At 50.8% G+C, this 26698-nt stretch carries 25 protein-coding genes; 13 read left to right on the forward strand and 12 right to left on the reverse strand.

Features of this window, described 5'->3' with window-relative positions; all coding sequences use genetic code 11:
• Nucleotides 1-287: 287 nt before the first annotated feature.
• Nucleotides 288-1175, reverse strand: a complete 888-nt coding sequence (rhtA, locus tag OGY01_RS20285) for a threonine/homoserine exporter RhtA (RefSeq protein WP_045441189.1) — start codon at nt 1173-1175, stop codon at nt 288-290.
• A gap of 411 nt (nt 1176-1586) precedes the next feature.
• On the opposite strand from rhtA, the gene ompX reads away from it, so the two are divergent.
• The gene (gene ompX / locus OGY01_RS20290; RefSeq protein WP_048221793.1) at nt 1587-2102 is read left to right on the forward strand and encodes an outer membrane protein OmpX; all 516 of its coding nucleotides are present in this window, start codon (nt 1587-1589) and stop codon (nt 2100-2102) included.
• A gap of 64 nt (nt 2103-2166) precedes the next feature.
• Here ompX and OGY01_RS20295 read toward each other — a convergent pair whose 3' ends face one another.
• Both OGY01_RS20295 and mntS read right to left on the reverse strand, forming a co-directional pair.
• Entirely contained in the window at nt 2167-3753 is a 1587-nt protein-coding gene (locus tag OGY01_RS20295; RefSeq protein ID WP_200010665.1) for a phosphoethanolamine transferase, read from the reverse strand.
• A gap of 276 nt (nt 3754-4029) precedes the next feature.
• Complete coding sequence (mntS, locus tag OGY01_RS20300) at nt 4030-4158, reverse strand: manganase accumulation protein MntS (protein ID WP_045441191.1); 129 nt, start codon at nt 4156-4158, stop codon at nt 4030-4032.
• A 186-nt stretch (nt 4159-4344) separates the two neighbouring features.
• Between mntS and mntR the strand changes: the two genes are divergently transcribed.
• Together mntR and OGY01_RS20310 are read left to right on the forward strand one after the other, a co-directional pair.
• Nucleotides 4345-4818: a manganese-binding transcriptional regulator MntR gene (mntR, locus tag OGY01_RS20305; protein ID WP_045441192.1), complete on the forward strand. Its 474-nt coding sequence runs from the start codon at nt 4345-4347 to the stop codon at nt 4816-4818.
• Nucleotides 4815-5924: an anion transporter gene (locus OGY01_RS20310; protein WP_286493573.1), complete on the forward strand. Its 1110-nt coding sequence runs from the start codon at nt 4815-4817 to the stop codon at nt 5922-5924. The genes mntR and OGY01_RS20310 overlap by 4 nt, the downstream gene beginning before the upstream one ends.
• Nucleotides 5925-5986: 62 nt before the next feature.
• On the opposite strand, the gene ldtB is transcribed toward OGY01_RS20310, so the two are convergent.
• Nucleotides 5987-6907 carry a L,D-transpeptidase gene (ldtB, locus tag OGY01_RS20315; RefSeq protein WP_045441194.1) on the reverse strand — a complete coding sequence of 307 codons (921 nt, stop codon included), beginning with the start codon at nt 6905-6907 and terminating at the stop codon, nt 5987-5989.
• Nucleotides 6908-7128: 221 nt separating this feature from the next.
• On the opposite strand from ldtB, the gene OGY01_RS20320 reads away from it, so the two are divergent.
• On the forward strand, nt 7129-8724 hold the full coding sequence (locus OGY01_RS20320; RefSeq protein ID WP_048221791.1) for an ABC-F family ATPase: 1596 nt from the start codon (nt 7129-7131) through the stop codon (nt 8722-8724).
• Between the two features lie 86 nt (nt 8725-8810).
• On the opposite strand, the gene OGY01_RS20325 is transcribed toward OGY01_RS20320, so the two are convergent.
• Together OGY01_RS20325 and OGY01_RS20330 are read right to left on the reverse strand one after the other, a co-directional pair.
• Complete coding sequence (locus OGY01_RS20325; RefSeq protein ID WP_286493574.1) at nt 8811-11174, reverse strand: glycoside hydrolase family 31 protein; 2364 nt, start codon at nt 11172-11174, stop codon at nt 8811-8813.
• A 17-nt stretch (nt 11175-11191) separates the two neighbouring features.
• Entirely contained in the window at nt 11192-12493 is a 1302-nt protein-coding gene (locus OGY01_RS20330) for an MFS transporter (protein ID WP_045441197.1), read from the reverse strand.
• A 287-nt stretch (nt 12494-12780) separates the two neighbouring features.
• On the opposite strand from OGY01_RS20330, the gene OGY01_RS20335 reads away from it, so the two are divergent.
• On the forward strand, nt 12781-13854 hold the full coding sequence (locus OGY01_RS20335; RefSeq protein ID WP_045441198.1) for a LacI family DNA-binding transcriptional regulator: 1074 nt from the start codon (nt 12781-12783) through the stop codon (nt 13852-13854).
• Here OGY01_RS20335 and OGY01_RS20340 read toward each other — a convergent pair.
• Both OGY01_RS20340 and OGY01_RS20345 read right to left on the reverse strand, forming a co-directional pair.
• A complete protein-coding gene (locus OGY01_RS20340) occupies nt 13851-15113 on the reverse strand; it encodes a DUF1479 domain-containing protein (RefSeq protein ID WP_286493575.1) in 1263 nt (420 codons plus the stop codon). The two genes, OGY01_RS20335 and OGY01_RS20340, sit on opposite strands and share 4 nt — an antisense overlap.
• A gap of 151 nt (nt 15114-15264) precedes the next feature.
• Complete coding sequence (locus OGY01_RS20345; protein WP_286493798.1) at nt 15265-16107, reverse strand: Cof-type HAD-IIB family hydrolase; 843 nt, start codon at nt 16105-16107, stop codon at nt 15265-15267.
• A gap of 270 nt (nt 16108-16377) precedes the next feature.
• Between OGY01_RS20345 and OGY01_RS20355 the strand changes: the two genes are divergently transcribed.
• From OGY01_RS20355 to OGY01_RS20380, 6 genes are all read left to right on the forward strand, one after another.
• Nucleotides 16378-16539 carry a hypothetical protein gene (locus tag OGY01_RS20355; protein ID WP_286493576.1) on the forward strand — a complete coding sequence of 54 codons (162 nt, stop codon included), beginning with the start codon at nt 16378-16380 and terminating at the stop codon, nt 16537-16539.
• A 271-nt stretch (nt 16540-16810) separates the two neighbouring features.
• Nucleotides 16811-16948, forward strand: a complete 138-nt coding sequence (locus tag OGY01_RS20360; RefSeq protein ID WP_286493577.1) for a hypothetical protein — start codon at nt 16811-16813, stop codon at nt 16946-16948.
• Nucleotides 16938-17456, forward strand: coding sequence for a hypothetical protein (locus tag OGY01_RS20365; RefSeq protein WP_286493578.1), 519 nt, complete (start codon nt 16938-16940; stop codon nt 17454-17456). Before OGY01_RS20360 ends, OGY01_RS20365 begins: the two co-directional genes overlap by 11 nt.
• A gap of 168 nt (nt 17457-17624) precedes the next feature.
• On the forward strand, nt 17625-18257 hold the full coding sequence (locus OGY01_RS20370; protein ID WP_286493580.1) for a recombinase family protein: 633 nt from the start codon (nt 17625-17627) through the stop codon (nt 18255-18257).
• Between the two features lie 78 nt (nt 18258-18335).
• Nucleotides 18336-18512, forward strand: coding sequence for a hypothetical protein (locus OGY01_RS20375; RefSeq protein ID WP_260863393.1), 177 nt, complete (start codon nt 18336-18338; stop codon nt 18510-18512).
• A gap of 79 nt (nt 18513-18591) precedes the next feature.
• Nucleotides 18592-18885, forward strand: coding sequence for a pyocin activator PrtN family protein (locus OGY01_RS20380; RefSeq protein ID WP_286493582.1), 294 nt, complete (start codon nt 18592-18594; stop codon nt 18883-18885).
• A gap of 377 nt (nt 18886-19262) precedes the next feature.
• On the opposite strand, the gene OGY01_RS20385 is transcribed toward OGY01_RS20380, so the two are convergent.
• A complete protein-coding gene (locus OGY01_RS20385) occupies nt 19263-21695 on the reverse strand; it encodes a glycyl radical protein (protein WP_200010674.1) in 2433 nt (810 codons plus the stop codon).
• Between the two features lie 5 nt (nt 21696-21700).
• Nucleotides 21701-22600, reverse strand: coding sequence for a glycyl-radical enzyme activating protein (locus OGY01_RS20390; RefSeq protein WP_200010677.1), 900 nt, complete (start codon nt 22598-22600; stop codon nt 21701-21703).
• A 130-nt stretch (nt 22601-22730) separates the two neighbouring features.
• Between OGY01_RS20390 and fsa the strand changes: the two genes are divergently transcribed.
• Complete coding sequence (fsa, locus tag OGY01_RS20395) at nt 22731-23393, forward strand: fructose-6-phosphate aldolase (protein WP_200010680.1); 663 nt, start codon at nt 22731-22733, stop codon at nt 23391-23393.
• Between the two features lie 177 nt (nt 23394-23570).
• Nucleotides 23571-24512, forward strand: a complete 942-nt coding sequence (locus OGY01_RS20400) for an Rpn family recombination-promoting nuclease/putative transposase (RefSeq protein ID WP_286493800.1) — start codon at nt 23571-23573, stop codon at nt 24510-24512.
• Nucleotides 24513-24562: 50 nt separating this feature from the next.
• Here the strand turns inward: OGY01_RS20400 and moeB are convergent, their stop codons facing one another.
• Nucleotides 24563-25312: a molybdopterin-synthase adenylyltransferase MoeB gene (gene moeB, locus OGY01_RS20405; protein ID WP_225760691.1), complete on the reverse strand. Its 750-nt coding sequence runs from the start codon at nt 25310-25312 to the stop codon at nt 24563-24565.
• A complete protein-coding gene (gene moeA / locus OGY01_RS20410) occupies nt 25312-26547 on the reverse strand; it encodes a molybdopterin molybdotransferase MoeA (protein WP_045441206.1) in 1236 nt (411 codons plus the stop codon). The genes moeB and moeA overlap by 1 nt, the downstream gene beginning before the upstream one ends.
• Nucleotides 26548-26698: the final 151 nt, after the last annotated feature.

Consider the following 26698-nt stretch of genomic DNA (forward strand, 5'->3'; position numbering starts at 1 on the left):
ATATTTACGTCCCAGGTCATTCAACGGGAGTAAGTATAGACCTTATTTTGGATTTATTTTTCTGGCCTTACCTATCACTTTAATAGTGGAGAGCGAGGTGAATATAAAATGTTCAATAAAATCATTTGGATATATTGTTATTGTGTCAGTATCGGATATTTATTTTGCGTGCATCTGATGCAGATGAATATGATTATGAGAATGGATTAAGTGTAAGAATAATAATTACTGCGATAAACAGCAGGATATTCTGCATGGTTATGCAAACCATGCAGAATAATGGAAGGTTATTTAACGTCTAGTTCCTTAATTTGTGGCTCTCTGCGGATGGTAAGTGTCGACCCCATTGAGGCGGCAATGATTGCCCCTAAGGCCAGCGTCTGTACCATCGTCAGCGTTTCTCCAAGGAAAATCATCCCGGAAACGGCGGCCAGCGCGGGTTCCATGCTCATTAACGTACCAAAGGTACGCGTCGGTAATCGGGTCAACGCGATCATCTCCAGTGAGTAGGGAAGGGCCGTGGAGAGAACAGCCACCGCCAAACCTAGCGGGAGTATTGACCAGTGCCACAGCGCATCTCCAGCCTGCATCACGCCAATCGGAACAAAAATGAGTGCTGCTATCAATGAACCTACCGCCACGGTTGCAGGTCCATGTTCTTCGCCGGCCCGCTGCCCAGTCAGAATATAGACAGCCCAGCAGGCGCCAGCACCCAGAGCAAGCGCAGCACCGGTTAAGTCAACGTGTGATACGTCCTGGCCCAGCGGCAACAGGAACCAGAGTCCGAGTACGGCCAGCGCAACCCAAATAAAATCAACGGGACGTCGGGAAGAGAACAGCGCCACCGCGAGCGGTCCGGTAAATTCCAGTGCCACGGCAATACCCAACGGCACGGTCTGAATTGACAGGTAGAAAAGATAGTTCATCCCGCCTAGTGACAGGCCATAAAACAGCAGAGGAAGACGCTGTTCTTTTGCAAATCGTAAACGCCATGGTTTAAAGAATGCGATGAGGATTATCGTTCCCAGTGCAAGACGCAGCGCGGTAACACCAGGCGCGCCGACAAGGGGGAACAGTGATTTCGCCAGCGATGCTCCGCTTTGAATGGAGGACATAGCAATAAGCAAAACCAAAATAGGCAACCATACTGGCGCTTTACGTGACGACCCCGGCATCCTTTCTCCTGTCAAATGATGTTAATACACCTGCTACTGCGGGCCGCCTCTGTTGGACTGCGGCCTGGATGAGTTTGTGTATAGAAAAGTAAAAGAGCGAGTGTAATGGAAATACGCTCAGCTGGTTGAGTATTCGTTGAAAAAAAAATTACTGAGATCCGTACAATGGCATGAAAATGATGGATTAATAATCTGCGTGATTAGGAATCATCTGGATGAATGTGCCATGTTGTGCGCGCAATAATGGCATAATTCGTTGGAAAAGTGATGTTAATTGAAAGAGATAGCGGTGTTTTGAAACGTTCTGTTACATGAAAATTCTCGTTAGACATCGCTAATCGCAAAGAGTTTCCCATCAATTTTTGGTATATTTAAAACTTAGGATTTACTTGAAGCACATTTGAGGTGGTTATGAAAAAAATTGCATGTCTTTCAGCACTGGCCGCTGTTCTGGCTTTCTCCGCAGGTACCGCTGTAGCTGCTACTTCTACCGTTACCGGTGGTTACGCTCAGAGCGATGCTCAGGGCGCAGCGAACAAAATGAACGGTTTTAACCTGAAGTATCGCTACGAGCAGGACAACAGCCCGCTGGGCGTAATCGGTTCCTTCACTTACACTGAAAAAGATCGTACCGACGCTTCTGGCGACTACAACAAAACTCAGTACTACGGCATCACTGCTGGTCCTGCGTACCGTCTGAATGACTGGGCGAGCATCTACGGTGTTGTAGGTGTTGGTTACGGTAAATTCCAGGATGCAGCAACTCCTGCTGACAACCACACCACCAGCGACTACGGTTTCTCTTACGGTGCCGGTGTGCAGTTCAACCCGATCGAAAACGTTGCTCTGGACTTCTCTTACGAGCAGAGCCGTATTCGTAGCGTTGACGTAGGTACCTGGATCGCGGGTGTTGGTTACCGCTTCTAATCACTTCGGTGATATAAAAAATCCGCCTCTTGGGGCGGATTTTTTTTGCGTGCGGTTCTGGATGCTAGCGTGATTTTGTCTCGAAAATGTCGGTACCCAGATGGTTGTAATCTACCTTCTGCAATTTGAAGTTGGTGATGTAAACCGGCCCGGCTTTTTTCTCTGAGATAAAACGGTAGCTGTTGGTAATTTCCTTCGCACTGATCCCTGTCCACTGAGAGAAGAAACTCAAGAAATCATTCGCGGAGCGACGGGCTTTAATCACCCGATGTGCTTTATCATCGCTGGACAGTACCATAAAAGGAACCTGGAAGTTCTGCTGGAACTGATCGTCATGTGCCAGATACTGCACCTCTTTTCCACGTTCTTTAAAGGCCAGTCCATGATCGGAGAAATAGACCATCGAGAAGCTATCCCCGCTGTTACGTAGCTGATCGTAAAGCTGGCGCAGCAGGTCATCCGTTTGCGTCATGGTGTACAGATAACAGGAGGTCTCTTTCGACTGGACGAATGTTTCGTACTTCCCTTGTGTACGATCGCAGGCCTGCGGATGTGAACCCATTAAATGCAGCACAATCAGTTGTGGCTGGGTGCGCTCGGTTGCCAATACCTGAGCGGTCATCTTCAACAGCGCTTCATCACGGGTGTTTTTATCGGCTTCGAAGTCACCGTTTTTGAGGAAATGTACTTCGTCAGCCCGCTTCGCGATGCTTGCTATCGCTGTATCATATTCTCCAATCTGCCCCTGATTAGAGAACCACCATGTCTGGAAGCCAGCGCGGTTAGCCAGGGTGACAAAGTTGTCCTGGAACTGAGGCTTATTATCGACCACCCGATTCAGTGTTAAGCCAAGTGACTTCTGCGTTGAACCGCTCGCGGCAATGTAATCGGCAAAGATATAGCCATTAACGCTACTGGCAAATGGGGTATTATCCCAGTGACCGCCAAACGCACCTAGCGCATCGCGTCGGGCGCTCTCACCAATCACCACGACATAGGTATGGTATTTGGGTTTTACCCCTGTCACTGTCCAGCTATCTTTGACGCTTGCCAGTTTCGCCATCCGCTCCTGTTCATCGAGCACTTCGTTGTTGTTAACGATGACGTCTTTAGCAAAACGAAATACCGGGTAGCCAGTGTCTTTCAGTTTAAATACACCACCCCAGGCCAGGTTTTGCACGGGAGTAACAAAGAACGCCACGATGCTAAACAGCAAGCACAGGCTATCGAGCTTATTCCAGCGTGGTCTGTTCATCTCTTTTTTACGGCGAACGGCGATAACGCCAAGCGCAAAAATAAATACCCCAACCAGGTAGTTGTACCAGGGGAAGATCGTCAGGATCTCGGTGGACTCTTCCATGTTGGTCGAGTGCAGCGCCAGCAAGGTATTAAAGTTTGGCGAGCCGTAAGCCTGGCCGAACGGAAAGTACATCGCCGCAATCAATGAGCAACTGCCAATCAGCACTTTCTGCGTGCGCGGCGCATAACGCCAAAGTAGCAGCAATATACAGGTAAAAGCGGCGCTATAGAGCAGGCTAAGCGGGTAGCCCAGTGCAAGGTTGATCAGCAGAGACTGTAAGAAATAAAGGCCAGTCCACGGGCTAATAGCCCGGCTACGAGCAATAAGTGAGTCTTTGAGGGTTAAATTCATATGCCACTGTTGCAAAAACGCCATGTGCTTACCCTGGCGCAAAGGGTCATTGCCTGCCTGAGAGAGCGAGAAGAGGGATGAGGTCCGCATCTGCGAGCCGCAATATACGCAGGGCTGCGAAAAGATAGAGTGTGCGCAGGAGAAGGTCAACTACTACAAAGAAATTGTTTTGGGATGGCAGTGGCAAAACGGACAAAAAGAAGGGTTATTGGGGCGTAATCTGTCACCGTAACTACGTTACAGCAGGAAAATGAAGCGGCGTACCGCGACGCCGCATTATTTACTTGAAGGTTTTTCCTGCTCTGGTTTGCTGTTAATCATGTCGCACAGCATAGAGATCAGCATCAACCGTACTTTAAAGGGAGAATGGCTAAACACGCGTATACACCTCTTGAATTCATTCATATGAACCTCCTGACTTCACGATCCCATCAGTCCTTGAGGGATGTCTTTATTATATACAGATATAGCACAGGCTATATTATATAGCTATTGCTAAAACGTTAATTTTTTGTGCCCACGCAACTCTGGTTTACAATGAGCGCTCTCTAATCAGATGCCGTTAACGCGTCACAGTAACGAGGAAGCAGAATGAGTCGTCGCGCAGGTACGCCAACAACAAAAAAAGTGACGCAATTGGTGAATGTTGAAGAACACGTTGAAGGGTTTCGCCAGGTCAGGGAGGCGCATCGACGCGAACTGATTGATGACTACGTTGAGCTGATTTCCGATCTCATTATCGAAGTCGGTGAAGCGCGCCAGGTGGATATGGCGGCACGTCTTGGGGTTTCCCAGCCCACCGTTGCCAAAATGCTGAAGCGCCTGGCGTCAGTAGGATTGATTGAAATGATCCCCTGGCGCGGTGTGTTTTTAACCGCAGAGGGCGAGAAGCTGGCTCAGGAGAGTCGCGAGCGTCATCAGATTGTGGAAAATTTTCTGCTGATGTTAGGGATCAGTCCAGAAATTGCCCGTCGTGATGCGGAGGGCATGGAACACCACGTGAGCAAGGAAACGCTGGAGGCTTTTAGCCGGTTTACGCAACAACATGGAACAGGCTCTGAATGAGTTTTCCTTTACTACGCGCTTTGCAGCGCGATCGCTTTTTCCAGTTGCTAATCATCGTCGGGATTATTCTAAGTCTGTTGACGCCGTTTGCGCCCCGGAGCTGGCCGGGGGCAATTGACTGGCACACGATCATTACGCTCAGTGGTCTGATGCTACTCACCAAAGGCGTGGAGTTAAGCGGTTACTTTGACGTGTTAGGGCGAAAAATGACTCGCCGTTTCAACACGGAACGTCAGCTGGCAATATTTATGGTGCTGGCTGCGGCGTTACTGTCGACGTTTTTGACCAACGATGTTGCTTTATTTATTGTCGTTCCGCTGACGATTACCCTGAAAAAACTGTGCGCTATCCCGGTTAACCGCCTCATCATCTTTGAGGCACTGGCGGTTAACGCCGGATCGTTGCTGACGCCGATAGGAAATCCGCAGAACATCCTGATGTGGGGACGCTCTGGCCTTTCATTTGCGGCGTTTACCTGGCAAATGGCACCGCTTGCTGGCGCCATGATGCTGACGCTGGTGGTGCTCTGCTGGTTCAGTTTTCCGCATAAAGCCTTGCATTATCATACCGGTACATCTGCGCCTGACTGGCAACCTCGGCTGGTGTGGAGTTGTCTGGTGTTCTATATCGTCTTTTTGACGGCTCTGGAATTGAAGCAGGAACTCTGGGGGCTGGCGATTGTGGCTGCGGGGTTCACGGTCCTGGCTCGTCGCGTGATACTCAGCGTGGACTGGACGTTATTGCTGGTGTTTATGGCGATGTTCATTGATGTACATTTGCTGACGCAATTACCCCTGTTGCAAGGGATAGCTAACCAGATTGGGGCGCTCTCAGCGCCGGGGCTATGGTTGACGGCAATCGGCTTGTCACAGTTTATCAGTAATGTTCCCGGTACGATTTTGCTGTTGAACTATGTGCCACCGACGCAGTTGCTGGCCTGGGCTGTTAATATTGGCGGTTTTGGCCTGTTGCAGGGATCGCTGGCGAATATTATTGCATTACGGATGGCAAACGACCGGCGTATCTGGTGGCGTTTTCATCTGTACTCGGTGCCGATGCTGATATGGGCGATGCTGGTAGGATATGGATTGTTGTTGCTGATGTGATAGCGGCAAAGAGGCAATAAAAAAGGCGGATGATTCATCCGCCTTTTTCGTTTCTGGTCTGCTTAGTTCAGACGAACCGGCATACCGGAACGGTTTTGTACTGCCTGCTCAACGACGGACTGATCAACATCAGACTGACCGGTGATGCTGGTAATGCTCTTGTTCAGGGTAATCGGAACAATTTCCCCGCCTTCGAACTGCGCTTCAGTGGTTGACAGTGGGTTATGCACCTCAATGTAACGGCTACCATCTGGTTCAGTGGTGGCTTTCACTGGTTCATCGATAAACTGTACGCGAGTGCCGACCGGAACATTTTCAAACAGGAATTTGATGTCTTCGTTACGCAGACGCACGCAGCCGTGGCTGACGCGTAGGCCGACGCCGAAGTTAGCGTTGGTCCCGTGGATAGCGTACAGACGACCGATATACAGTGCGTACAAGCCCATCGGGTTATCCGGGCCTGCCGGAACTACGGCTGGCAGAGGTTCACCCGCAGCGCGGTACTCAGCGTGCATTTTCGCCGTTGGCGTCCAGGTTGGGCCCGCTTTCTTACGTTCCACTTTGGTGGTCCAGTTGATAGGCGTGTCTTTGCCTAACTGGCCGATACCAATTGGTAAAACGATCACGGTATTGGTGCCTTTCGGATAGTAGTACAGACGCATTTCAGCGCTGTTGATAACAATACCTTCATGTACGGTATCCGGCAGAATCAACTGCTGCGGAATGTTCAGTACGGTACCGCCTTTCGGCAGGAAGGTGTCCACGCCTGGGTTTGCTTCCAGCATGTTGGACAGACCCATCTGGTATTCAGCCGCATAATACTCCAGCGGTTGGGTATTACCTTCAGGGATGGTGATGACCTGGTTCTGGCCAATCAAGCGACTACCATCGGTAGGCAGCGGATACGTGACGGCTGAAGCGGTATTACAAAAACCAACTACCGCGAGCGCCGCCGCGAAAAGCGTTGTCAATTTCATATTCATTTTTGCGAGATTCTGAAGCCAAGCAGGCTAGTGGGTTGAGATTTATGTAGTGTTGGGCACGCATTATATGTGCATTCTGAGCAACAAGGAATTCGGATGTGTACTAAATCACATTTTTTTCCGTTTGCTTTCACTTTATCCCTTCAGCACGAAGGCGCGATCTTATTTTAGAGTTATGGCATAATAAGCGGTTTGTCACATATTTCTTTCAGGATACGCCAGTGTTAGTTTCCAGCAACGTCACCATGCAGTTCGGCAGTAAGCCGCTGTTTGAAAATATTTCCGTCAAATTTGGCGGCGGCAACCGTTACGGCCTGATTGGCGCGAACGGTAGCGGTAAATCCACTTTTATGAAAATTCTCGGCGGCGATCTTGAGCCGACGCTGGGTAACGTTTCACTCGATCCGAATGAACGCATCGGTAAGCTGCGTCAGGATCAGTTTGCTTTTGAAGAGTTCACTGTGCTGGACACCGTTATTATGGGGCACGCTGAACTGTGGGAAGTGAAGCAGGAACGCGATCGTATCTATGCGCTGCCGGAAATGAGCGAAGAAGACGGCTATAAAGTTGCCGACCTCGAAGTGAAATACGGCGAGATGGACGGTTACTCCGCAGAAGCACGTGCGGGCGAATTGCTGCTGGGTGTGGGTATTCCGGTAGAACAACATTACGGACCGATGAGCGAAGTCGCTCCTGGCTGGAAACTGCGTGTGCTTCTGGCACAGGCGCTGTTCTCTAACCCGGATATTCTGTTGCTCGACGAACCAACGAACAACCTGGATATCGATACCATCCGCTGGCTGGAGCAGACGCTGAACGAGCGTGACAGCACCATGATCATCATTTCGCACGACCGTCACTTCCTGAACATGGTCTGTACGCACATGGCGGATCTGGACTACGGCGAGCTGCGTGTTTACCCAGGCAACTACGACGAATATATGACGGCGGCAACGCAGGCTCGCGAGCGTCTGTTGGCAGATAACGCCAAGAAAAAAGCGCAGATTGCCGATCTGCAATCTTTCGTCAGCCGCTTCAGTGCTAACGCGTCGAAATCTCGTCAGGCGACCTCTCGTGCGCGCCAGATTGATAAGATCAAACTCGATGAAGTGAAGGCCTCCAGCCGCCAGAACCCATTCATCCGTTTCGAGCAGGATAAGAAACTGTTCCGTAACGCGCTGGAAGTGGAAGCGCTGGCTAAAGGCTTTGATGAAGGCCCACTGTTTAAAAACTTCAACCTGCTTTTGGAAGTGGGCGAGAAGATTGCCATCCTGGGCGCTAACGGCGTGGGTAAATCAACCATGCTGAAAACGCTGGTGGGTGAACTGCAGCCGGATAACGGTACGGTGAAGTGGTCTGAAAACGCGCAAGTAGGTTACTACGCGCAGGATCACGAATATGAGTTTGAAAACGATCTGACCGTATTCGAGTGGATGAGCCAGTGGAAACAGGAAGGGGACGATGAGCAAGTTGTACGTAGCTTCCTCGGTCGCCTGCTGTTCAGCCAGGACGATATCAAAAAGCCTGCGAAGGTGCTGTCCGGTGGTGAAAAAGGGCGCATGCTGTTCGGTAAGCTGATGATGCAGAAACCGAATATTCTGGTGATGGATGAACCAACCAACCACCTGGATATGGAATCGATTGAATCGCTGAACATGGCGCTGGAAATGTATCAGGGCACGCTGATCTTCGTTTCTCACGACCGCGAGTTCGTGAGTTCGCTGGCAACTCGCGTGATTGAAATTACGCCGGAACGCGTAATCGACTTCACCGGTAACTACGAAGATTATCTGCGTAGTAAAGGGATCGACGGCTAAACATTGTGGCCCGGTGGCGCTACGCTGACCGGGCCAATAGTCTGCCTTGTAAGCCGGGTAAGGCGAAGTTGCCACCCGGCATTCAATTACACCACCCACTCACTCCCGTCTTTACCATTCACCAACAGTTGGCGTTGTTCCCCTATCGGTAACGAAACTTTCAGCGCTTTCCACGCCGGACGATAATCGCCACGGGATTTAACCTTGAGGTTAATGGTTGAACTGTCACATATCATCTCCCATTCAACCCACAAGGCATTACCGTTCTGATAGCCCCAGCTTTCACCATCGTCTTCAAACAGCAGACCTGTTGCCGTTCCCACACCTTTGACTGGGAACAACTTCAGCTCACGCTTATTGTCTTCCTCTACACTGACGTGACTGATACGTTCGCTGACTGGCAAACCGGCACCTGCACGCACCAGTAGCGGCAGTTTTTCCAGCGGGGCATCGCGGGTGATCCACTGACCGCCGGAGAACCATTCGTGGGTGTAGAAATCGTACCAGCCGGTTTCATTGTCCGGTAACCATACGCGACGCTGGCGTTGGCCCGCCTCGACCACGCTGGCGACTAAAATATCGCGGCCAAGCAGAAAGTCATCGCACTCTTCGAATGTCTGCTCATCGTGTTCATGGTCGAGGAACGTAGGACGCAGCATTGGTTCGTCGTCGGCATGCGCCTGCCAGAGCAGCGTATAAAAGTAGGGCAGCAGACGGTAACGTAGTTCAATCGCGCTGCGAATGGCCGGGGTGACGGCTGGGTACATCCAGGGTTCATTGACTGTATGGTCATCATTCCAGGAATGGATAGTAAAGCGTGGGTGCATCACGCCGTTTTGTATCCAGCGTACAAACAGTTCGGCATCTGGTTTGTTGCCTGAAAAACCGCCAACGTCGTGACCGACGTTATACAGCCCGGAAAGACTCATCCCCAGCCCCATCCGCGTGTTATAGCGCAGTGTGTCCCAACTGGTACGGTTATCGCCGCTCCAGGTTTGCACGTAGCGTTGCATTCCGGCGCAGCCTGAACGCGAGATCAGATAGGGACGTTTTTCCGGGGCAAACCGCTGTTGTGCTTCCAGCGAGGCACGCATCATGAGCAGTGGCATCACTGGTCGAATGTGCTTGATAGCAATCTCCTGACCAAAGCCGTTGCAGCGTGCTTCACCGTCCCAGACTTCAAACTCGTTGTTGTCGTTCCAGGTCGAGTCGATGCCCATTTCCAGCAGTTGGGTAGTAACTCCTTCCTGCCACCACTGAATGGTTTGTGGGTTGGTAAAGTCGAGGTTAGACCCTTCGTCATCCCAGAAACTTGAGCGTTCCGGCGCATTCGTTTCTGAATCACGAATGAACAGGCCCTTTTCGGCGACTTCGTTATAGCGTGGGTGGTCTTGCAATAAGCACGGTTTGATGTTTGCCGCGAGTTTCAGTCCAGCTTCATGGAAGGCGCGGGACATCACTTTCGGCTGCGGCACTTTATCGTAGTTCCAGTTGAAGACGTAGCGCTTACCATTGATCGAGGTATAGCCGGAAGAGAGCTGGAATGAATCGCACGGTATTGCATGCTCATCGCACAGGCGAATGAAGTTCATTAGCTGATTCTGTGCATCCGGGGCGTCAGTGTAATGCATCGTCGAGCCGCTATACCCCAGGCTCCACTTAGGTCCGAACAGGGTTTTTCCGGTCAAACGTACAAACGCTTTGGTGACGTCCAGGACGCGTTTTCCGGTAAACATGTAGTAATCAATATCACCAGCTTCTGCCTGCCAGCGGCGATACGCGGTGTGATAGTTGTCGATTTCATTTCCCAGATCCAGCCAGCAACTGCTCAGATTGTCATAAAACAGACCGTAGCTCACATCATCACGACGGGTAATAGTAAACGGAATATGTTTGTACAACGGGTCGGTGCTGACAGCGTTATAACCCATTGCATCAAGATTACGCATTTCATAGCGTTTGCCATTGCGCTGCAAATTACCTGCTTTTTCACCTAAGCCATAAAAACGCTCATCTTTGCGACGACTCAGGTAGTGCGCCACGCCATCTCCGTGCGCATTTAGCAGGTAGGCACTGGTTGCGCGATCGCTGGCAAGAGGTTGCCATTCTCCGGCGTCATTACGATAGTGCCATTCCAGCCACAGGGGGTGATGTACAGTGACCCGTAGCTGTTCAGTGCTGATTGTCACCGTTTCATCCTGTTGTTCCAGAGTCCACGCAGGGCAGGTAAAACCGCTTAAATCATCTCGATGACGCCCCTCCCAGGGGACATCTTGCTGCGGGGCGATGCTCCAGGTTCTGTCCAGCGCCAGTTCACCTTTGCGTCTAATCAGTACGCGGAACAGATTGTCTTCCAGTACGTACAGGCACAGGTGGTGCTGGTTATCCACCAGCAGTTCCAGATGATGAGCCGACTGCTTATTAACGGTCCAGGTCTTCAGGGTTTTCATATGCAATACATCCACTATCAAGCGCGCTTGGCGCGACGTTCAGCAATAAATGCCACCAGGAAAATAGCGCCAATCAGGTCGAAGAAACCCATGGCGATGAATAGCGGGTTAAAGCCGATTTTGTCAGCGGTAACCCCAATTAAAAGGGAGAACAGGAAGCTGGCGATCCATGCCGCCGAACCACGCATGCCGTTCACGGTCGCCATCTGGCCTTTATCAAATGACTCTACGACCAGCGCACTTAACATGCAGGAGATGATCTGATGCCCGAAGCCGCCAATGGACATCAGGATCACGGCAATAATCGGATCCCGGGTGAGCGCTACCACGGCAAGTGAAATCATTAGGAATGCGCCGGTGACAGAACTGGCGATGGTTGAGTTAACTCGTGAACAGCCGAACAGGCGGGTATAGAGTTTGGTCAGATAACCACTTGCTACGCTACCCAGGTCGGCGGCGAGAAACGGTAGCCAGGCGAATAAGGCAATCTGCTTCAGATCCATATCGTATTCTTTGGCGAAGTAGAGCGGCATCCAAAAACTGAACACTGCCCAGGCCGGTTCGGCCATAAAAGCAGGGATGGCAATACCGTAAAAACGTTTGTTTTTAGCGACATCTTTCAGAGAGGTGAAAAAGGGCAGTTTTACCGGGGCGGCTTCATTATCCTGCTTGATCCAGGCCAGCTCGTCTTTGCTAAGATTCGGGTGCTGTTCCGGATTATGGTAGAACACCCACCACAGAATGACCCACAGCAGCGCCAGCACACCAGTGAACATGAATGCGCCCTGCCAGCCAAATGAGGCGTGCGCGAAATAAATAATTGGTGGAGCCAGCATTGCGCCAATCGAGAAACCCACACCAGCCCAACCGGCAGCAACAGGACGTTCAGCTTTCGGGAACCATTCGCCAAGGGTTTTGGCGTTGGCTGGGGTGGCGGCGGCTTCCGCACCACCCATAAAGAAGCGCAGGATCGCCAAATGCAGCCAGCTACCAGCACCCGCGTGAGCGATACAAGCAATGGCCCACAAGCATGCGCAGACCATAAAGCCGAGCTTCAGACCGATTACATCAATTAACCAGCCGCACAGAGGTTGAAAAAGTGTATAGGCGAGCTGGAAGGCACCGACAATCCAGGAATATTGTTCGGTGGTAATACCCAGGCTCAGTTTTAGCTCCGGAGCCAGAATACCCAAAGAGTTTCGGGTGATGTAGTTAACCGTCACGCCAAGTAAAAAAAGCACCAGCACATACCAGCGCAAATTTTTAATCACCCGGCGAGTTTTATTTGCTGCAACCGTGTTGTTAATGTCCTGACTCATTTTTTCTCTCCACAAGACGGACGATGTAGGGGGAAATCCATTTCGATTGATATATATCTATCACTTTGATAGTTAATTGTTTTTTTAATTAATACTGATATCAAACTAGTATGGAAGCGTTGTGCAAATTAACCTTAAGCGAGAAATTTGGTCGGTAATAGCAGAATTTGTGCAAGCTTTCTCATAACCATGCATCTGAATTTGGCATCATGCTTTCGAGGTCAGTTACTGCTTAATCTGAACGCTGTGAAAATTTTTTCATTTACCTGGTGGACCGAGATCACAAAATGGATAAAAGGTTAAAAATCGCAGAAATTGCAGCCCGGACGCAGCTCTCTATCAGCACTGTTTCCCGCGTTCTCGCAGGGAAGGCCAACACCAGCGAAAAAGCACGGAGTAAGGTGCTGGCATGTGCGCGGGAACTGGGGGTGATGGAGGGAATGGCTGCGGGTCGACTGCTGCTGAATAATCTGTTGGTTTTTGCACCGCAACGGGCATTCGATGAGCGGTCTGATATCTTTTATTTCCGCGTTCTGCAAAGTTTAAGTAAAGGCTTGGCTTCCCATGAAGTACGGCTGCGTTACTGCGCGCTGGAGGAGTTGGATAGTGATGCACAGCTTTTTCTGACACGCATCAATGAGCCGGAAACGCAGGCGGTGATTTTGCTGGGCATTGACGATCCGCATATTCATGATCTTATGGTTGATGTCGGCAAACCGTGTGTGTTGATCAATTGTCGCGACAGGCATGTTCGTTTGCCTGCAATCGCTCCCGATCATCGTGCGGTTGGCGAACTGGCGGCCGAATACCTTTTTGAAATGGGACATCGGGAAATCATCAACGTGCTTTGTCTGCGTCGTTACACCATGGAGCTTCGGCTGGCAGGGATCCGCGATGCGTGGCAATCGCGAAATCTGAAATTTAATGACAAACGCGATCTACTGGTGGTGCCCAGTTTCAGTGCAAAAGAAACGGAGCTACAAATAAGCGAATGGCTGAAGCAGACGTCGGCGAAAACGCTACCGACCGCGTTTCTGGTTGGCGGGGATTTTATGGCGGCAGGGACGATCAGTGCCCTGCAAAAGCACGGGCTACGGGTACCACAGGATGTCTCGGTGATGAGCATTGATGGCTTTAATCTGGCGGCAGTTCAGGATGTTCTCTTAACTGCAGTACACGTTCCACGTGATGAGTTGGGCATTGAGGCGGTACATATGCTTCAGCAACGGCTGGTGCGACCCGATGCCCCGATTGGCACTCTGTTGCTTAATGGCGCGTTGACAATACGTGAATCAGTCCGGCGGATACGTCAGGGAAAACGACGCACCGCCGTAGAGAGAGAAGGCCTGTATGATGATTAAATCATTCCCAGTGCGCGTTTGCCGTGGATATTCAAATCCTCCAGCCTAAAGCGTCCTTCCCAGTCGGTTTCATAATCTTCGCGCGGAAAATCGCCCGGTGATGCGCCTTTTTCCAGTGCCGCCTTCACCTTATGGGCGTAGGCGAGATTTTTCTCGCACATCGGTGCGGCGGGAATGTACATCACATTACCCCAGCCCTGTTGATTTTCTACAGGGGCTACAGAGTGGATCACATCGCAATGCCACCAGACGGAATCTCCGGCCTCCAGTTGTGGAATGCTGGTTAGCGCTTCGATCAGCAGCGGATGCCATTGTTCTGAAACCGGCAGCACTCTTCCTGGCGCTACGCCGCACAGTTCATCTTCCGGGACATCATCCAGAAGTGGCCGTAACAGGATATAGGCCATGGCTTCAGGAACAGGCACTACGTGCAACAGCCCCTGGCCTGGCAGCATATCGGACAACGCTGTCCAGCCCTGGAATGTACGAAACACCGAACATTTGGTCGTGTTATCCACCGTGTACTCTTCGACTTCAGTGCGGTGCGCCGCATGCCACGGATCGTATTTCGCCAGATTGCCATTAAAGACGTTGGCGAAAACGCGCTGATAGGCCGGAAGCAGCCAGCGTTCCAGTGCACCTGAGTCAGTATGTGCTCCAAGGCCTTTAGAGGTGGTTCCCGGTGGGCGGCGGCGAATGCGGTCCGGATAGATGACGCTGACGTCCGGGTTAAACCACTGTTTACCCTCGCTTTCAAACGTCCACAGCCGGTTGAGAAGCGACTGCGCATTAGCCATTTCCTCGCTCTGGCGGGCCTGCATTTGCGCCTGTGACCAGTAAATCGGATAGATCTCAGGACGTGATGCGCTCAGGGTACCGAAGAAATTGTCTCCCGGTCCTTTGTAGACCTCATCAAAGCGGTTGCGGTCCAGATAGTCCAACATTGACTGATCCCAGCCGAGAGCCTGTTCGCGGGGGAAATGGCCTTTGATAACCGCGCATCCGCGACGTTTAATCAGTTCACGCTGTTCTGATGTGACAGTACCTGCTTTGATATCGGCATAAGAGAGCATCGGCCAGACGGCATCACCCTGCACTTTGAGGGCGTTGATCTCTGCCACCCTCGTGGCAATGGTATCGCTAAGCTGATTGAAGATCTGTTGGACATCACCAAGTTGCGCCCGCAGTTCCTGCTTCATCTGACGGATTGCTGCTTTATGATCAGCAGGCAATGTGTCGCTGGTAAAAGTAAAAGCCATAACCACCTCACATAAATCTTCATTCGAAACTAATTTAACTTACATATGACAATATAAGTTATAAATAAGTTAATGCAAGTTTAATAATTTGATGAGGGGCGCAGAATGCAAAAAGAGAGAAAACCGGAGTGGAGTACTCCGGTAGACAGGCTCAGGCGTTAAAGGGGGAGGTGTTATCCAGCACGGCCTGAATCACGTTCAGAGCACCCTGATGGTTGTTATCACTGGTCTGATAACGGGCAATGGATTTGATGCTCTCGGCTGCGTTTGCCATGGCGAAAGAGTAGCGTGCCATTTTCAGCATTTCTGCATCGTTGCCGCTGTCGCCAATTGCTACCACGTTCTGCGGAGACAGGTTCCAGCGTTTTAGCAGGCGGCTGATACCATTCGCTTTGTGCAAACCTGGAATAATCAGGTCAATAAAGCCAAAGCCGCTGGTGACGGGCTTCATAATGCCGTCCAGCGAGGTATGCAGATGGTCAATTACCAACGGGATTTGCTGATCGGGCAGATTTAGTGAGAACTTAAACAGCACATCATCGATATCCTGATAATCTTTTACCGGTTTTAGCCGGTGATAGTGTTTCGACATCAGGGAGACAAAGGCGTCCGGCGCATTTTCACTGACGTAGGCGCTTTGCAGACCACAGGCTACGAAGTTGAGCTGTTTATCTTTTAGCAGCTCGCCAATGACGATACGGGATTCATGGCGGGTAAGCTCGCCGTGAAACAGCTGTTTACCATGCTCATACACCAGCGCACCGTTCTCTGCGACAAAAGAGATCTCATCTTTGAGTTCCGGGAAAAAGGAAATGAGCTGGTAATACTGGTTACCGCTGGCGACGACAAATTCAATGCCTTGTTTTTTCAATTGCTGATACTGCGCCATAAATCGTTCACGATCGTATTGCTTGGCGTCGTCGAGAAAAGTTCCGTCCATATCGGTGACGATGACACGGACGGGGTTGGTTTTGGGTGCGATGGGATTATTCATATAAATCAGCTTGTTAACTTTAATTGCTTGTTTTTGGTAAAACTCATTATGGGGTATTTTGGTATAAAACTGCATCATTTGCATGCGCCGGCACCCCTTGGAGCACCCCAAAATGGCCTTTTATACTATCGAAAAAAGACAAAAACAGGACGGTTCTACGCGCTATAGGTGCGTGGTTGGCATCAAGAGCGGGGGCAAGTACACACACCGGGAGTATCGCGCGGATATGCCGACAACCCTGACGCGGGTTACAAGTGGGATAGTCAATCCATGAGTCTGGTTAATCAACGCCGCGCTACCTGGCGGGCAGAGGGTGAGGCCCACGGATACCGCCTGGAGATATCCGGGCAGGGTTCCATTCCGGTTGGTATCGGTTTTACCCTGGAGGATATATACCTACGACCTGCCAGAGCAAGCAGTAACGGACCCTAACTACTGGATACAGCAAGTATTCTTTGGTACAGACGCCGAGTTTAGAATAAGAGTGGCAACAAACGGAAATGGCTGGTCGGGTTGGTATAATTTTTCAGGTCAGTTGATTGGCGCGGATTTGGTGAAGCAAATCAAAAAAGACATTTACGCCGAACTGTTAGCACTAAACCCCGGAATTGTGATCCCAAAAAACGATTAGCACACGAAGCAACAAAACACCACGATAACCCGCGCATTATGTGCGGGTTTTTTATTGGCTAAGGAAAATATCATGAAAATCAAAAAAATGATTATGTGCTTGGGTTTGCTGCTGGTGGCAACATCTGCAATGGCCTGCCCAAGGGGGGAGCATCCGCACGGCGGCACCGGCTCACACCATAAAGGGGGATATTGTTCTTATGATCAGTAAATGGGCGACATTGTTCTTAGCTGTTATGTTTCTTTCTGGCTGCGTAGGAAAGGCGAATCATCCCCAGTGTCAAAAACTTAAGGCTGAGGCTGCAGGTTCGCAATTTGGGGCGGCGATGGCGGGGACATATTTGGCTCAAGCGGAGGCAGATATGGATAACGCTCGCTATGAGCGATGTGAAGAAATGTTTGATCTGGTTCAATATCAAGCTCAAGTTCAGGCGCAAATGCAGCAGCAAGCGCAAGCAGAGGCGCAGTCACAAGCGCAGGAGCGGCAAAAGCTAATGGTGGAAAAATCGAAAAGCCCGGAAATGCAGGAAAAACTAGGAGCGGCCTCATTAGCTGATTTGGTGAGTTGCGAAAAAGAAGTGAGTAATGAAAACAGTAAGTACGCTCCTGATGTTAAAGCTGCGATGTCATTCGCGTGCGAAAGGGAAGTAGATAGACGTGTAGATTCTGGAAAGGTTAGTCGCGCCAAGGTAGACAAAATGCTTAATCAGGGAATGTAAGCGGAAATGAGTTAATAATCCCCTTCGGGGGATTTTTTGTTTTTGTGGTGGTTAAAAAAGAGTATGACCAAGATTAACTAGTCGTTTCGTTGTTGGTTTAGTGTCGTTTTTGACTTAAAGTTAACTAGTTTAGGATTTGGACTTAAAGTTAACTCGAAGGGTTAAAATATGGCGGCGGTTGTTTTTGGATATCTGAGGGCGTCAACTGACGACCAAGATGCAGAACGTGCAAAAGGTGATTTGGTGAAGTTCGCCAATGAGCATGAGTTACGTTCTCCGATTTGGCATGTGGAAAATGAATCCGGGGCAAAACTTGAAAGGCCGGAATTATTCAGGATTTTGGAGGCGGCGCAAAAGGGTGACATTTTGCTCATTGAGCAAGTGGATCGACTTTCGCGCTTGAATACCGATGATTGGTTAAAGCTAAGGAAGGCAATTAGCGAGAAAGGGATCAGGGTGGTTGCTCTCGACCTTCCTACGTCTCATATGCTGGTGGCTAGCGGAGATGAATTTACCGGGCGCATGCTGGACGCTATAAATAGCATGATGCTGGATATGCTGGCGGCAATAGCCAGAAAGGATTATGAGGACAGACGCCGCAGACAAAAACAGGGGATAGCAAAAGCGCAAGCTGAGGGTAAGTATAAGGGGCGCGGCGCGGATCTCGACAAACAGGCGGCAATCATTGCTTTGCTAAAGGCTGGTCGCAGCTATAGCCAGATTGAAAAGGCTATGGGAGTTAGCCGTCCAACGATAGCGAAAGCGGCAAAAGTTGCAAAAAGTGCTGAATTAAACAAATAACCAAAAAATGGTTATGATTGACTTGTCGATATAACCAAAAAATGATTATTATAGTCACATCGAAACGGCGAAGGGTTTATGAAACTTACTGAATATATTGATAAATATTTTGATGGAAACAGAGCTGAGTTTGCTCGCGTGAATGATGTTTTGCCGCAGGCGATAACTAAGTGGATTAACGGCGATTACATCGTTGTTGATGGGGTTCTCTACAGCCCGCGCCGCGAACTAAAAGAGAAAGAACTTAAAAAATAAAAGTGAAGCTGGAGCGTTTTTATTAGCCCTCTTCGCGAGGGCTTTTTATTGCCCAAAATCAGCCAAAGGAGCAATGAACGTGAAAACTTTAATCCAGCAGTTAAACCAATCATCAAGCCGTATCCATGCAGCGTTAGCTGGTGAATACGTGCGTCGCTTCTCTCATGTACCTGATGACCAGTTACAGCGCTTTGAGCGCGTCATGAGCCGCCTTATGAAAAAGTACCCTGCTGCTGTTTACGGTGAGCTGTGGCTTAACGCAGAAGGTGAGAGTCAAAAAGCACCGCGACTTGTACACCTTAGCGACTTGGCAGAGCACATAGACAGGTCAAGAAAAGAGGCGCGAGAGCTTTACGAACATATAAATAGTTAACGTCTATAACCCGCTTCGGCGGGTTTTTTATGCCTTTAAAGTCCCCCTATAGCACCCCTTAAAAATATAACCAATTGTTTTTTATTTATTATCTTCGTCCATATCGGTGACGATAACTTTGATGGTCATAAATGCTCCTGGCTTTCACTGCAACCAGCAACATTCTAATAACAATGTGACCTACAGCACAAATTTAATTTCGAATGAAAGTTTCCACTTCGTCTTTCACGCCACAGGTGCGTTGGCAGTGGTGGTTCGCCCCAGTCGCTTACTGATGTAAGCGACTGGGGACGTACCGCCTTGCCGCGTTCCTGCAACTTGAAATCCATTGGGGAATGGTTCAAGACTGGATAAACACGGTAGTTATCCGAGTGCTGCTACAGCATATGTTCCGTACGGGCGATGATATCGTCCTGCGCATCCGGAGACAGGGCGGTGAAGAAGGCGGAGTAGCCAGCGACACGCACCACCAGGTCACGATACTGATCCGGATGTTTTTTGGCTTCCAGCAGCGTTTCACGGGAAACGATGTTGTACTGAATATGCCAGCCTTTGTGCTCTTCAAAGAAGGTGCGCAGCAGGATCATTAGTTTCTGCTTATCAGACTCATTCTCCAGCGTCGCTGGATTCAGTTTCTGATTGAGCAGTACGCCGCCGAGAATCGAGCCGGTAGGCAACTTGCCAACCGAACCAATAACCGCAGTCGGACCAAGATGATCGGTGCCGGAGGCCGGGCTCGCGCCTTCCGCCAGCGGAGTATGGGCTTTACGGCCATCCGGCGTCGCCATAGTTGCTGCACCAAACGGCACGTTTGCGGAGATGGAAGAGGTACCGGCATAGTAATTGCCACCAACCGGGCCACGGCCGTAACGTGGGTTATGGTACTGTTTCAGTTCGTCGATATAGGTCTGATAAGCGCGGGCCAACAGAGTATCGACGCTGTCATCATCATTACCGTATTTTGGCGCACCGTTGATCAGACGCTGGCGTAACTGCTCATGAGTCAGACCGTCAAAGTCATCTGCCAGTGCGGCAGCCAGCTGTTGCTGACCAATAACCCCCTGATCGAAGACTAATTTTTTCACTGCCGCCAGACTGTTGCCGAGGTTAGCAATACCGACCTGCAAGCCAGATACCCAGTCATACTTTGCGCCGCCTTGCTTAATGCTTTTTGCACGCTCAATACAATCGTCTACCAGTGCGGAGCAGAGAATGTCATGAACATTTTCCTCCAGCATGGTATCGACTACGTACTCAATCTCGATGGATTTACGTGTGTAATAGCGGATCTGCGTATCCCAGGCAGCCATTACTTCGTCGAAATTATCGAAGTTACCCGCGGAGAGTGCTTTTTCCTGTGGCAGGAACACTTTCCCGCTGGTGGCATCACGACCACCTTCCAGTGCAGCCAGCATTACGCGGGCAAAGTTGATAAAGCTCATGCCGGTGCAGCGGTAGCCCCACTTACCGCCAACGGCGGTTTCGATGCAGCCAATCGCTGCATAGTCGTAAGCGTCCTGAGGTTCAATACCGAGCTTAATGAATTCCGGGATGACGATTTCATCATTGTTAAAGGCCGGCATCCCGAAACCGCAGCGAATTACCTGTACGCAGGCATCAAGAAAATCGTTACTCATTCCCGCGTGATAGCGCACGCTGAGGTTTGGCTGAGTTGAACGAAGACGACCGCAAGATTCCAGAATGGCATAAGAGAGCGGATTGACCGCATCTGTTGGTTGACCGTTAAGCAGATTTTGCCCGCCAATGGTAACGTTTTGATATAACGGGCTGCCTGCTGACGCTTTTGAGTGGGACCCGGAGCGGATTTTGTTCACTTCCAGCAGTTTCAGCCAGCAGCTGTGCAGCAGTTCAATGGCATGCTCACGATCCAGTGACTGGTTCAGCTCCACGTCACGACGATAGAACGGATAGAGATACTGGTCCATGCGACCAAACGATACCGAGTGACCGTTTGATTCAATTTGCAGAATCAACTGGATGAAGTAGCACAATTGCAGCGCTTGCCAGAAGGTCTGTGGTGGCTGGTGGGCAATAACATCGCAGTTTTCCGCTATTGCCAGCAGTTCATCGCGGCGACTTTCGCGGGTCTCTGTGGCCGCCATTTCACGCGCCAGGTCGGCAAAACGCTCAATGTGCAGACTCACCGCATCGAGGACGATATCAATGGCTTTCAGGAACTGATCGCCATGCAGGTCTTCCAGGCAGGTGAGGTTAATGCGGGCACGACGCTCGTCGACTTTGTGGCGCAGACCATCAAGACCTTTTTCCAGCACCAGCGGGAAGTTTACCGCCAGATGCGCATCACCAGAGGTCATGTTGCCTTCGGCTTTGATAATACCGGTTTCCAGCAAACCTTTTTGTTCGTCGGTGAACATACCGTAGCAGCGATCCTGCACGGTCTGACCACGCCACCACGGGCAAATTTCATGCAGTACCCGCTTGTTTTCTTCGCTAACCGCAAAGCCTGCGCCTGGTCGATCCGCCAGGTCGTCGATCTCTTTTTCAATCCAGGAAACGGTATATTCCGGGAAGATAGGCGCGGCGCGCACTTCGCTTGCCTGGTTACCTATAATCAGCTCGTCATGCTTGATCCAGATTGTTCGTTCCGCCAGATGATGCGCTAGTGCCAGCGCGCGCCGAACCGGGACAGGCTTATCCAGATGTTGCTGATACATCTCGGTGTAGTGTTGGGCGCGCTCAGTACAGACTGGCGGTTTCACGATGTGGATCAGGGCCGTTTTGTGCGCTTTGATACGATCGCTGAGTATATCCAGTTTCAGTGTGGTCATGGCGGTTATCCTCGTAGGGTCGCGGTTAAACCTTTATGGCAGGCATACTGCTCGGCAAATTCAAGCAATGCAGGCGCATCAAGCGGTTTATCCGGGGCGTTGTAGGGTTGACTGAGTAAGTGGTATTTGTTGATGCCCAGGGTGTGGTAGGGCAAAAAATGAATCTCACCGACGTGAAGTTCATCGGCGGCAAAATCGGTAATGGCTTTGATGGCTGCTTCGTCAGCGTTGAATCCCTGAATTAACGGCACGCGGATAATCATTTTTTTACCGGCCGCGGCCAGTTTTTTCAGATTTTCCAGTACGCGTGAGGCGCTACCATCGGTCCACTGTTTAAACGGCGCATCGGCCACATGTTTTAGATCGGCAAGAAACAGATCGATGTCTGGTAATGAAGGTTCAATATACTTCCAGGGTACATGCAGACAGGTTTCGACGGCCGTGTGAATACCTGCGTCGTGGCTGGCTTTCAATAATTCTGCCGCCAGTTCCGGCTGCATAAACGGTTCGCCGCCGGAAAGCGTTATCCCGCCACCGCTGCGATCGTAAAACGGTTTATCGCGCAGCACGGTGGACATGATTTCTTCCACACTTTTGACTTCGCCGCAAACGGTCAGTGCCTGAGTTGGGCAGCAGTGGGTCAGTGCAGCGATCGCTTCATCACTTAGTTTTTCGCGATGGATTAACAGGCCGTTCAGCGCACGCTCAATCACCGCGGGTGCGGCCTGAGCACACAGGTCGCAGCCGTCCAGGCACAGACGCGCGTCGTATAACAGATCCTGTGTACGGGCGCGACTCTCTGGATTCTGGCACCAGCGACAGCCCAGGGAGCATCCTTTAAGGAACACTACGGTACGGATACCGGGACCATCGTGAGTGGAATAGCGCTGAATATTGAAAATCATAAGCGGCCTCTTTTCTTTCATATAAAGATTAAATTACTTTCGAATGAAAGTTATATTGACGTGCGTCAACTAACTGCGAGGTTTTGCCGTGCTACCTTTTATCCAGGCAAATATTCGTTGAGGAAAGGTTATGGAACTCTATTTAGATACGTCTGACATTGACGCGGTGAAAGCCCTGGCGCGTATTTTTCCGCTGGCAGGAGTGACCACAAACCCGAGCATTGTGGCAGCAGGCAAGAAGACGCTGGAGATGTTACTACCGGCTTTGTATGACGCGATGGGAGGCCGGGGGCGTCTGTTTGCTCAGGTAATGGCGACGACCGCTGAGGGTATGGTTAGCGATGCGCGTAAACTTCGGGCCATTATTCCTGATATCGTGGTGAAAGTGCCGGTCACAGCAGAAGGTCTGGCGGCGATTAAGTTACTGAAGGAAGAAGGGATCCCGACGCTGGGCACGGGAGTATATGGTGCGGCACAGGGATTGTTAGCTGCGCTGGCGGGAGCAGAATACGTTGCACCTTATGTTAACCGCGTGGATGCGCAGGGGGGCGATGGGATTCAGATGGTGGCCGATCTGCAGAACTTACTGAAAATGCACGCTCCGCACGCCAAAGTTCTGGCTGCCAGCTTTAAAACGCCACGTCAGGCGCTGGATTGCCTGCTGGTCGGCTGCGAAGCAATCACACTGCCGTTGGATGTAGCTCAGCAGATGATAAGTTCCCCAGCTGTTGATGCCGCTGTAGCCAAGTTTGAGCACGACTGGCAGGGGGCGTTTGGTCGGACGTCTCTTTAAGCCGAATATGCCGGGTTGGCCCGGCATTTCTGCGTACACTATCCCGCAAAAATGAATCCGTTACAGTTGAGGCGGTTTATCTCCGAACTGTGTTCGTATATCCGATAAAGTCTGGGTGTTATCCGTCATGATGGCGAGTACAGTCGCGTCATTATGTGAATCAGGTGACGGACCACCATAAAGAAATCGCCCACTTCCACACCGCACGATGCGCTATTTAAAACATTTTTAAAGTATCCGGAGACTGCCCGCGACTTTATTGAAATTCATCTTCCCTCCAGGTTACGTACATTATGCGATCTCACGACATTAGAACTGAAACCCGCCAGTTTCATCGAAGAAAACTTGCGCGCCTATTATTCCGATGTGCTCTGGTCGATGAAAACCAGTGAGGGTGATGGTTATATCTATGTGGTGATTGAACATCAAAGCAGTCCCGATACTCATATGGCGTTTCGCCTGATGCGTTATGCGATAGCGGCAATGCAAAGCCATCTCGACGCTGGGCATGACACGTTACCGTTAGTGGTACCGATGCTGTTTTATCACGGCATCGACACGCCTTACCCTTTCTCGTTGTGCTGGCTGGATGAGTTCGATAATCCGGCGTTGGCACATCAGCTTTACCTGTCGGCATTTCCATTAGTGGATATCACAGTCGTTCCGGATGATGACATCATGCAGCACCGACGCGTAGCGCTTCTGGAGCTGATGCAAAAACATATACGTCGGCGTGATCTGATGGGGCTGGCAGACAAAGTGGCCTCGCTCCTGACTACTGGAACCACTAATGACAGCCAGCTAAAAGCGCTGTTTAATTACCTGCTTATCCAGCACGGACACAAACCGAGATTTAGTCGATTTATGCGTAAACTGGCGCAGCAGGTACCCGGATACAAGGAGAGTACAATGAACATTGTAGAAAAAATACGCAGGGCGGGACAGAGGAAAGGGCTGCGGGAAGGTATGCAACGTGGTCTTGAAAAAGGTTTAGCCGAAGGGCGCCGTGAGGAAGCGTTGCGTATTGCTGGCTCAATGCTGGAAGACGGTCTTCCACGGGAGTTGATCGTCAGAATCACCGGGCTTTCTGAGGATGATGTTAAATCACAGAGGCATTGAACACTGGCTTTATGCAGCCCCGGCGAGTGTGTGTCACCGGGGGCTACATATTACTGCCCGCACACCTCGCAGCCTGGGTTACGCATTAGCTTCATTTCGCGAAACTGGCAGGTCATTGCATCGTACATCACGATCTTTCCTGTCGCTGGTTTACCGTAGTTTGCCAGTAACTTAATTGCTTCCATTGCCTGCAATGAACCGATCACGCCAATTAGCGGAGACATCACCCCGGCTTCCACGCAGGTTAAGGCGTTTTCGCCAAACAGTCGGCTCAGGCAGCGATAGCAGGGCTCTCCGTCCTGCCAGGTAAATACGCTGATTTGCCCTTCCATGCGAATTGCCGCACCGGACACAAGTGGAATCTTAGTGGCAAAACAGGCGGCATTTAGCTGATTACGCACCGCGACATTATCGGTACAATCCAGCACCAGATCATGCTCAGCAATTAGCGTATGAATAGCGGCATCATCCAGCAGCGCATTGATTGGCGTAATCGTAATATGTGGATTGATCCGCGCCAGTGCGTCTCGAGCAGACTCTACTTTTGGCATCCCTACCGTAGCATCGCTGTGAAGCGTCTGGCGCTGGAGGTTAGAAACTGAAACGGTATCAAAGTCGAGCAGGGTCAAATGCCCGATACCCGCACCCGCCAGGTACTGGGTAGCAGCACAACCAAGTCCTCCCAGACCAACGACCAGTACCCGCGCCTCTTTAAGCGCTTCCTGACCTTCAAAATCAAAGCCGCGCAGGATGATTTGCCGGTTATAGCGCATCATCTCCTGGTCGCTGAGTTCTGCCATTACAAGCCTCCAAACAGTGCGTTAAACGGTTCGACCTCTACCCACTCTCCGGCCTCCACGTTACCGCGGTCGCGCTCCAGTACAATAAAACAGTTACCCTGGCTGAAGGAGCTAAAAATATGCGAGCCCTGATGACCGGTGGTGGTGACCTCCAGTTCGCCCTCTGCCGTGCGCTGCAATACTCCGCGTTGGAAATCCAGGCGCCCTGGTGTTTTTTTCAGGCGTGATGCGGTGCGCACGCGCTGGCGAGGTGGAAGCCCGCTGGCCGTATTACCACTGAGTTTCGCTAAAAGTGGCTGCACCAGTTGATAGAAGGTGAGGGCTGCAGAAACCGGGTTGCCCGGCAGGCCGCAAAACCAGCTATTGCTTAGTTTACCGAAAGCAAATGGCTTGCCTGGCTTGATCGCCAGCTTCCAGAACGCGATCTCTCCCAGTTCTTCCAGTATGGTTTTGGTGTAGTCTGCTTCACCCACAGAAACACCGCCGGAACTGATAACCACGTCGGCCTGGCTGTCAGCTTCGATAAACGCCGCGCGTAACGCATTTGGATCGTCGCGGATAATGCCTAAGTTGATTACTTCGCAGCCCAACTGTTGCAGCATGAGATGCACGGTCAGGCGGTTGGTGTCATAAATTTGTCCGTCGCCCAGCGGTTGGCCTGGCAACTGCAATTCATCACCGGTGGAGAAGAGTGCTACGCGCACTTTGCGAACCACCTGGACCTCAGCTATACCCAGCGATGCCAGCACGGGGAGTTCAGCCGTCGTCAGGCGAGTTCCTGCGGGAAAGACAACAGCGCCGTTGGAAATATCTTCGCCGCGCCGACGGATATTTTGCCCGGTGCGGACATCCGCAGTAAAACGGATGCCGCCGTCAGTTTGTTCGGTTTGTTCCTGCATCACCACCGCTTCACAACCGGCAGGAACCGGTGCGCCAGTCATAATACGAATGCAGGTTCCCGCTGGCCATTCACCATGGTAAGGCTGACCGGCAAAGGCTTTACCTGCAACAGTGAGCGGCTGACCGGATTGTAGATCCTCTACACGTACCGCGTAGCCGTCCATTGCCGAGTTATCAAATCCCGGTACATCACAAGGGGAGACTACGTCAGTTGCCAGAATACGACCGAAGCATTGAACCAGGGGCAACGTTTCGACTGCGGTGAGTGGGGTAATAGACGACAGCATCTGAGTGAGTGCCGTTTCGAGCGGCATCAGTCCGGTGGTAAATTCCATGAGAAGACTCCTGCGAGGCAAAATCGAATCTGGCCATTATGTCAGAAAACAGGCGTCGACAGTATGCCACCTCAGTCTTAGGTGCGGGGCTTTATCTTTACATGACGTCTGCATCTTTCTATATTCAAAAATCGAATCAATAACTCACAGA

The sequence above is a fragment of the Citrobacter sp. Cm038 genome, from assembly GCF_030333105.1.
Lineage (GTDB): Bacteria > Pseudomonadota > Gammaproteobacteria > Enterobacterales > Enterobacteriaceae > Citrobacter > Citrobacter murliniae.

Coding starts and splice junctions, on each gene's coding strand:
- moeA (WP_045441206.1), bottom strand. CDS start 26,547: ATGGAATTTACCACCGGACTGATGCCGCTCGAAACGGCACTCACTCAG.
- OGY01_RS20375 (WP_260863393.1), top strand. CDS start 18,336: ATGAAACTTACTGAATATATTGATAAATATTTTGATGGAAACAGAGCT.
- fsa (WP_200010680.1), top strand. CDS start 22,731: ATGGAACTCTATTTAGATACGTCTGACATTGACGCGGTGAAAGCCCTG.
- OGY01_RS20360 (WP_286493577.1), top strand. CDS start 16,811: ATGAAAATCAAAAAAATGATTATGTGCTTGGGTTTGCTGCTGGTGGCA.
- OGY01_RS20310 (WP_286493573.1), top strand. CDS start 4,815: ATGAGTTTTCCTTTACTACGCGCTTTGCAGCGCGATCGCTTTTTCCAG.
- OGY01_RS20365 (WP_286493578.1), top strand. CDS start 16,938: ATGATCAGTAAATGGGCGACATTGTTCTTAGCTGTTATGTTTCTTTCT.
- OGY01_RS20330 (WP_045441197.1), bottom strand. CDS start 12,493: ATGAGTCAGGACATTAACAACACGGTTGCAGCAAATAAAACTCGCCGG.
- OGY01_RS20355 (WP_286493576.1), top strand. CDS start 16,378: ATGAGTCTGGTTAATCAACGCCGCGCTACCTGGCGGGCAGAGGGTGAG.
- rhtA (WP_045441189.1), bottom strand. CDS start 1,175: ATGCCGGGGTCGTCACGTAAAGCGCCAGTATGGTTGCCTATTTTGGTT.
- ldtB (WP_045441194.1), bottom strand. CDS start 6,907: ATGAATATGAAATTGACAACGCTTTTCGCGGCGGCGCTCGCGGTAGTT.
- OGY01_RS20325 (WP_286493574.1), bottom strand. CDS start 11,174: ATGAAAACCCTGAAGACCTGGACCGTTAATAAGCAGTCGGCTCATCAT.
- OGY01_RS20390 (WP_200010677.1), bottom strand. CDS start 22,600: ATGATTTTCAATATTCAGCGCTATTCCACTCACGATGGTCCCGGTATC.
- OGY01_RS20295 (WP_200010665.1), bottom strand. CDS start 3,753: ATGAATTTAACCCTCAAAGACTCACTTATTGCTCGTAGCCGGGCTATT.
- OGY01_RS20340 (WP_286493575.1), bottom strand. CDS start 15,113: ATGGCTTTTACTTTTACCAGCGACACATTGCCTGCTGATCATAAAGCA.
- moeB (WP_225760691.1), bottom strand. CDS start 25,312: ATGGCAGAACTCAGCGACCAGGAGATGATGCGCTATAACCGGCAAATC.
- OGY01_RS20370 (WP_286493580.1), top strand. CDS start 17,625: ATGGCGGCGGTTGTTTTTGGATATCTGAGGGCGTCAACTGACGACCAA.
- ompX (WP_048221793.1), top strand. CDS start 1,587: ATGAAAAAAATTGCATGTCTTTCAGCACTGGCCGCTGTTCTGGCTTTC.
- mntS (WP_045441191.1), bottom strand. CDS start 4,158: ATGAATGAATTCAAGAGGTGTATACGCGTGTTTAGCCATTCTCCCTTT.
- OGY01_RS20345 (WP_286493798.1), bottom strand. CDS start 16,107: ATGAATAATCCCATCGCACCCAAAACCAACCCCGTCCGTGTCATCGTC.
- OGY01_RS20335 (WP_045441198.1), top strand. CDS start 12,781: ATGGATAAAAGGTTAAAAATCGCAGAAATTGCAGCCCGGACGCAGCTC.
- mntR (WP_045441192.1), top strand. CDS start 4,345: ATGAGTCGTCGCGCAGGTACGCCAACAACAAAAAAAGTGACGCAATTG.
- OGY01_RS20385 (WP_200010674.1), bottom strand. CDS start 21,695: ATGACCACACTGAAACTGGATATACTCAGCGATCGTATCAAAGCGCAC.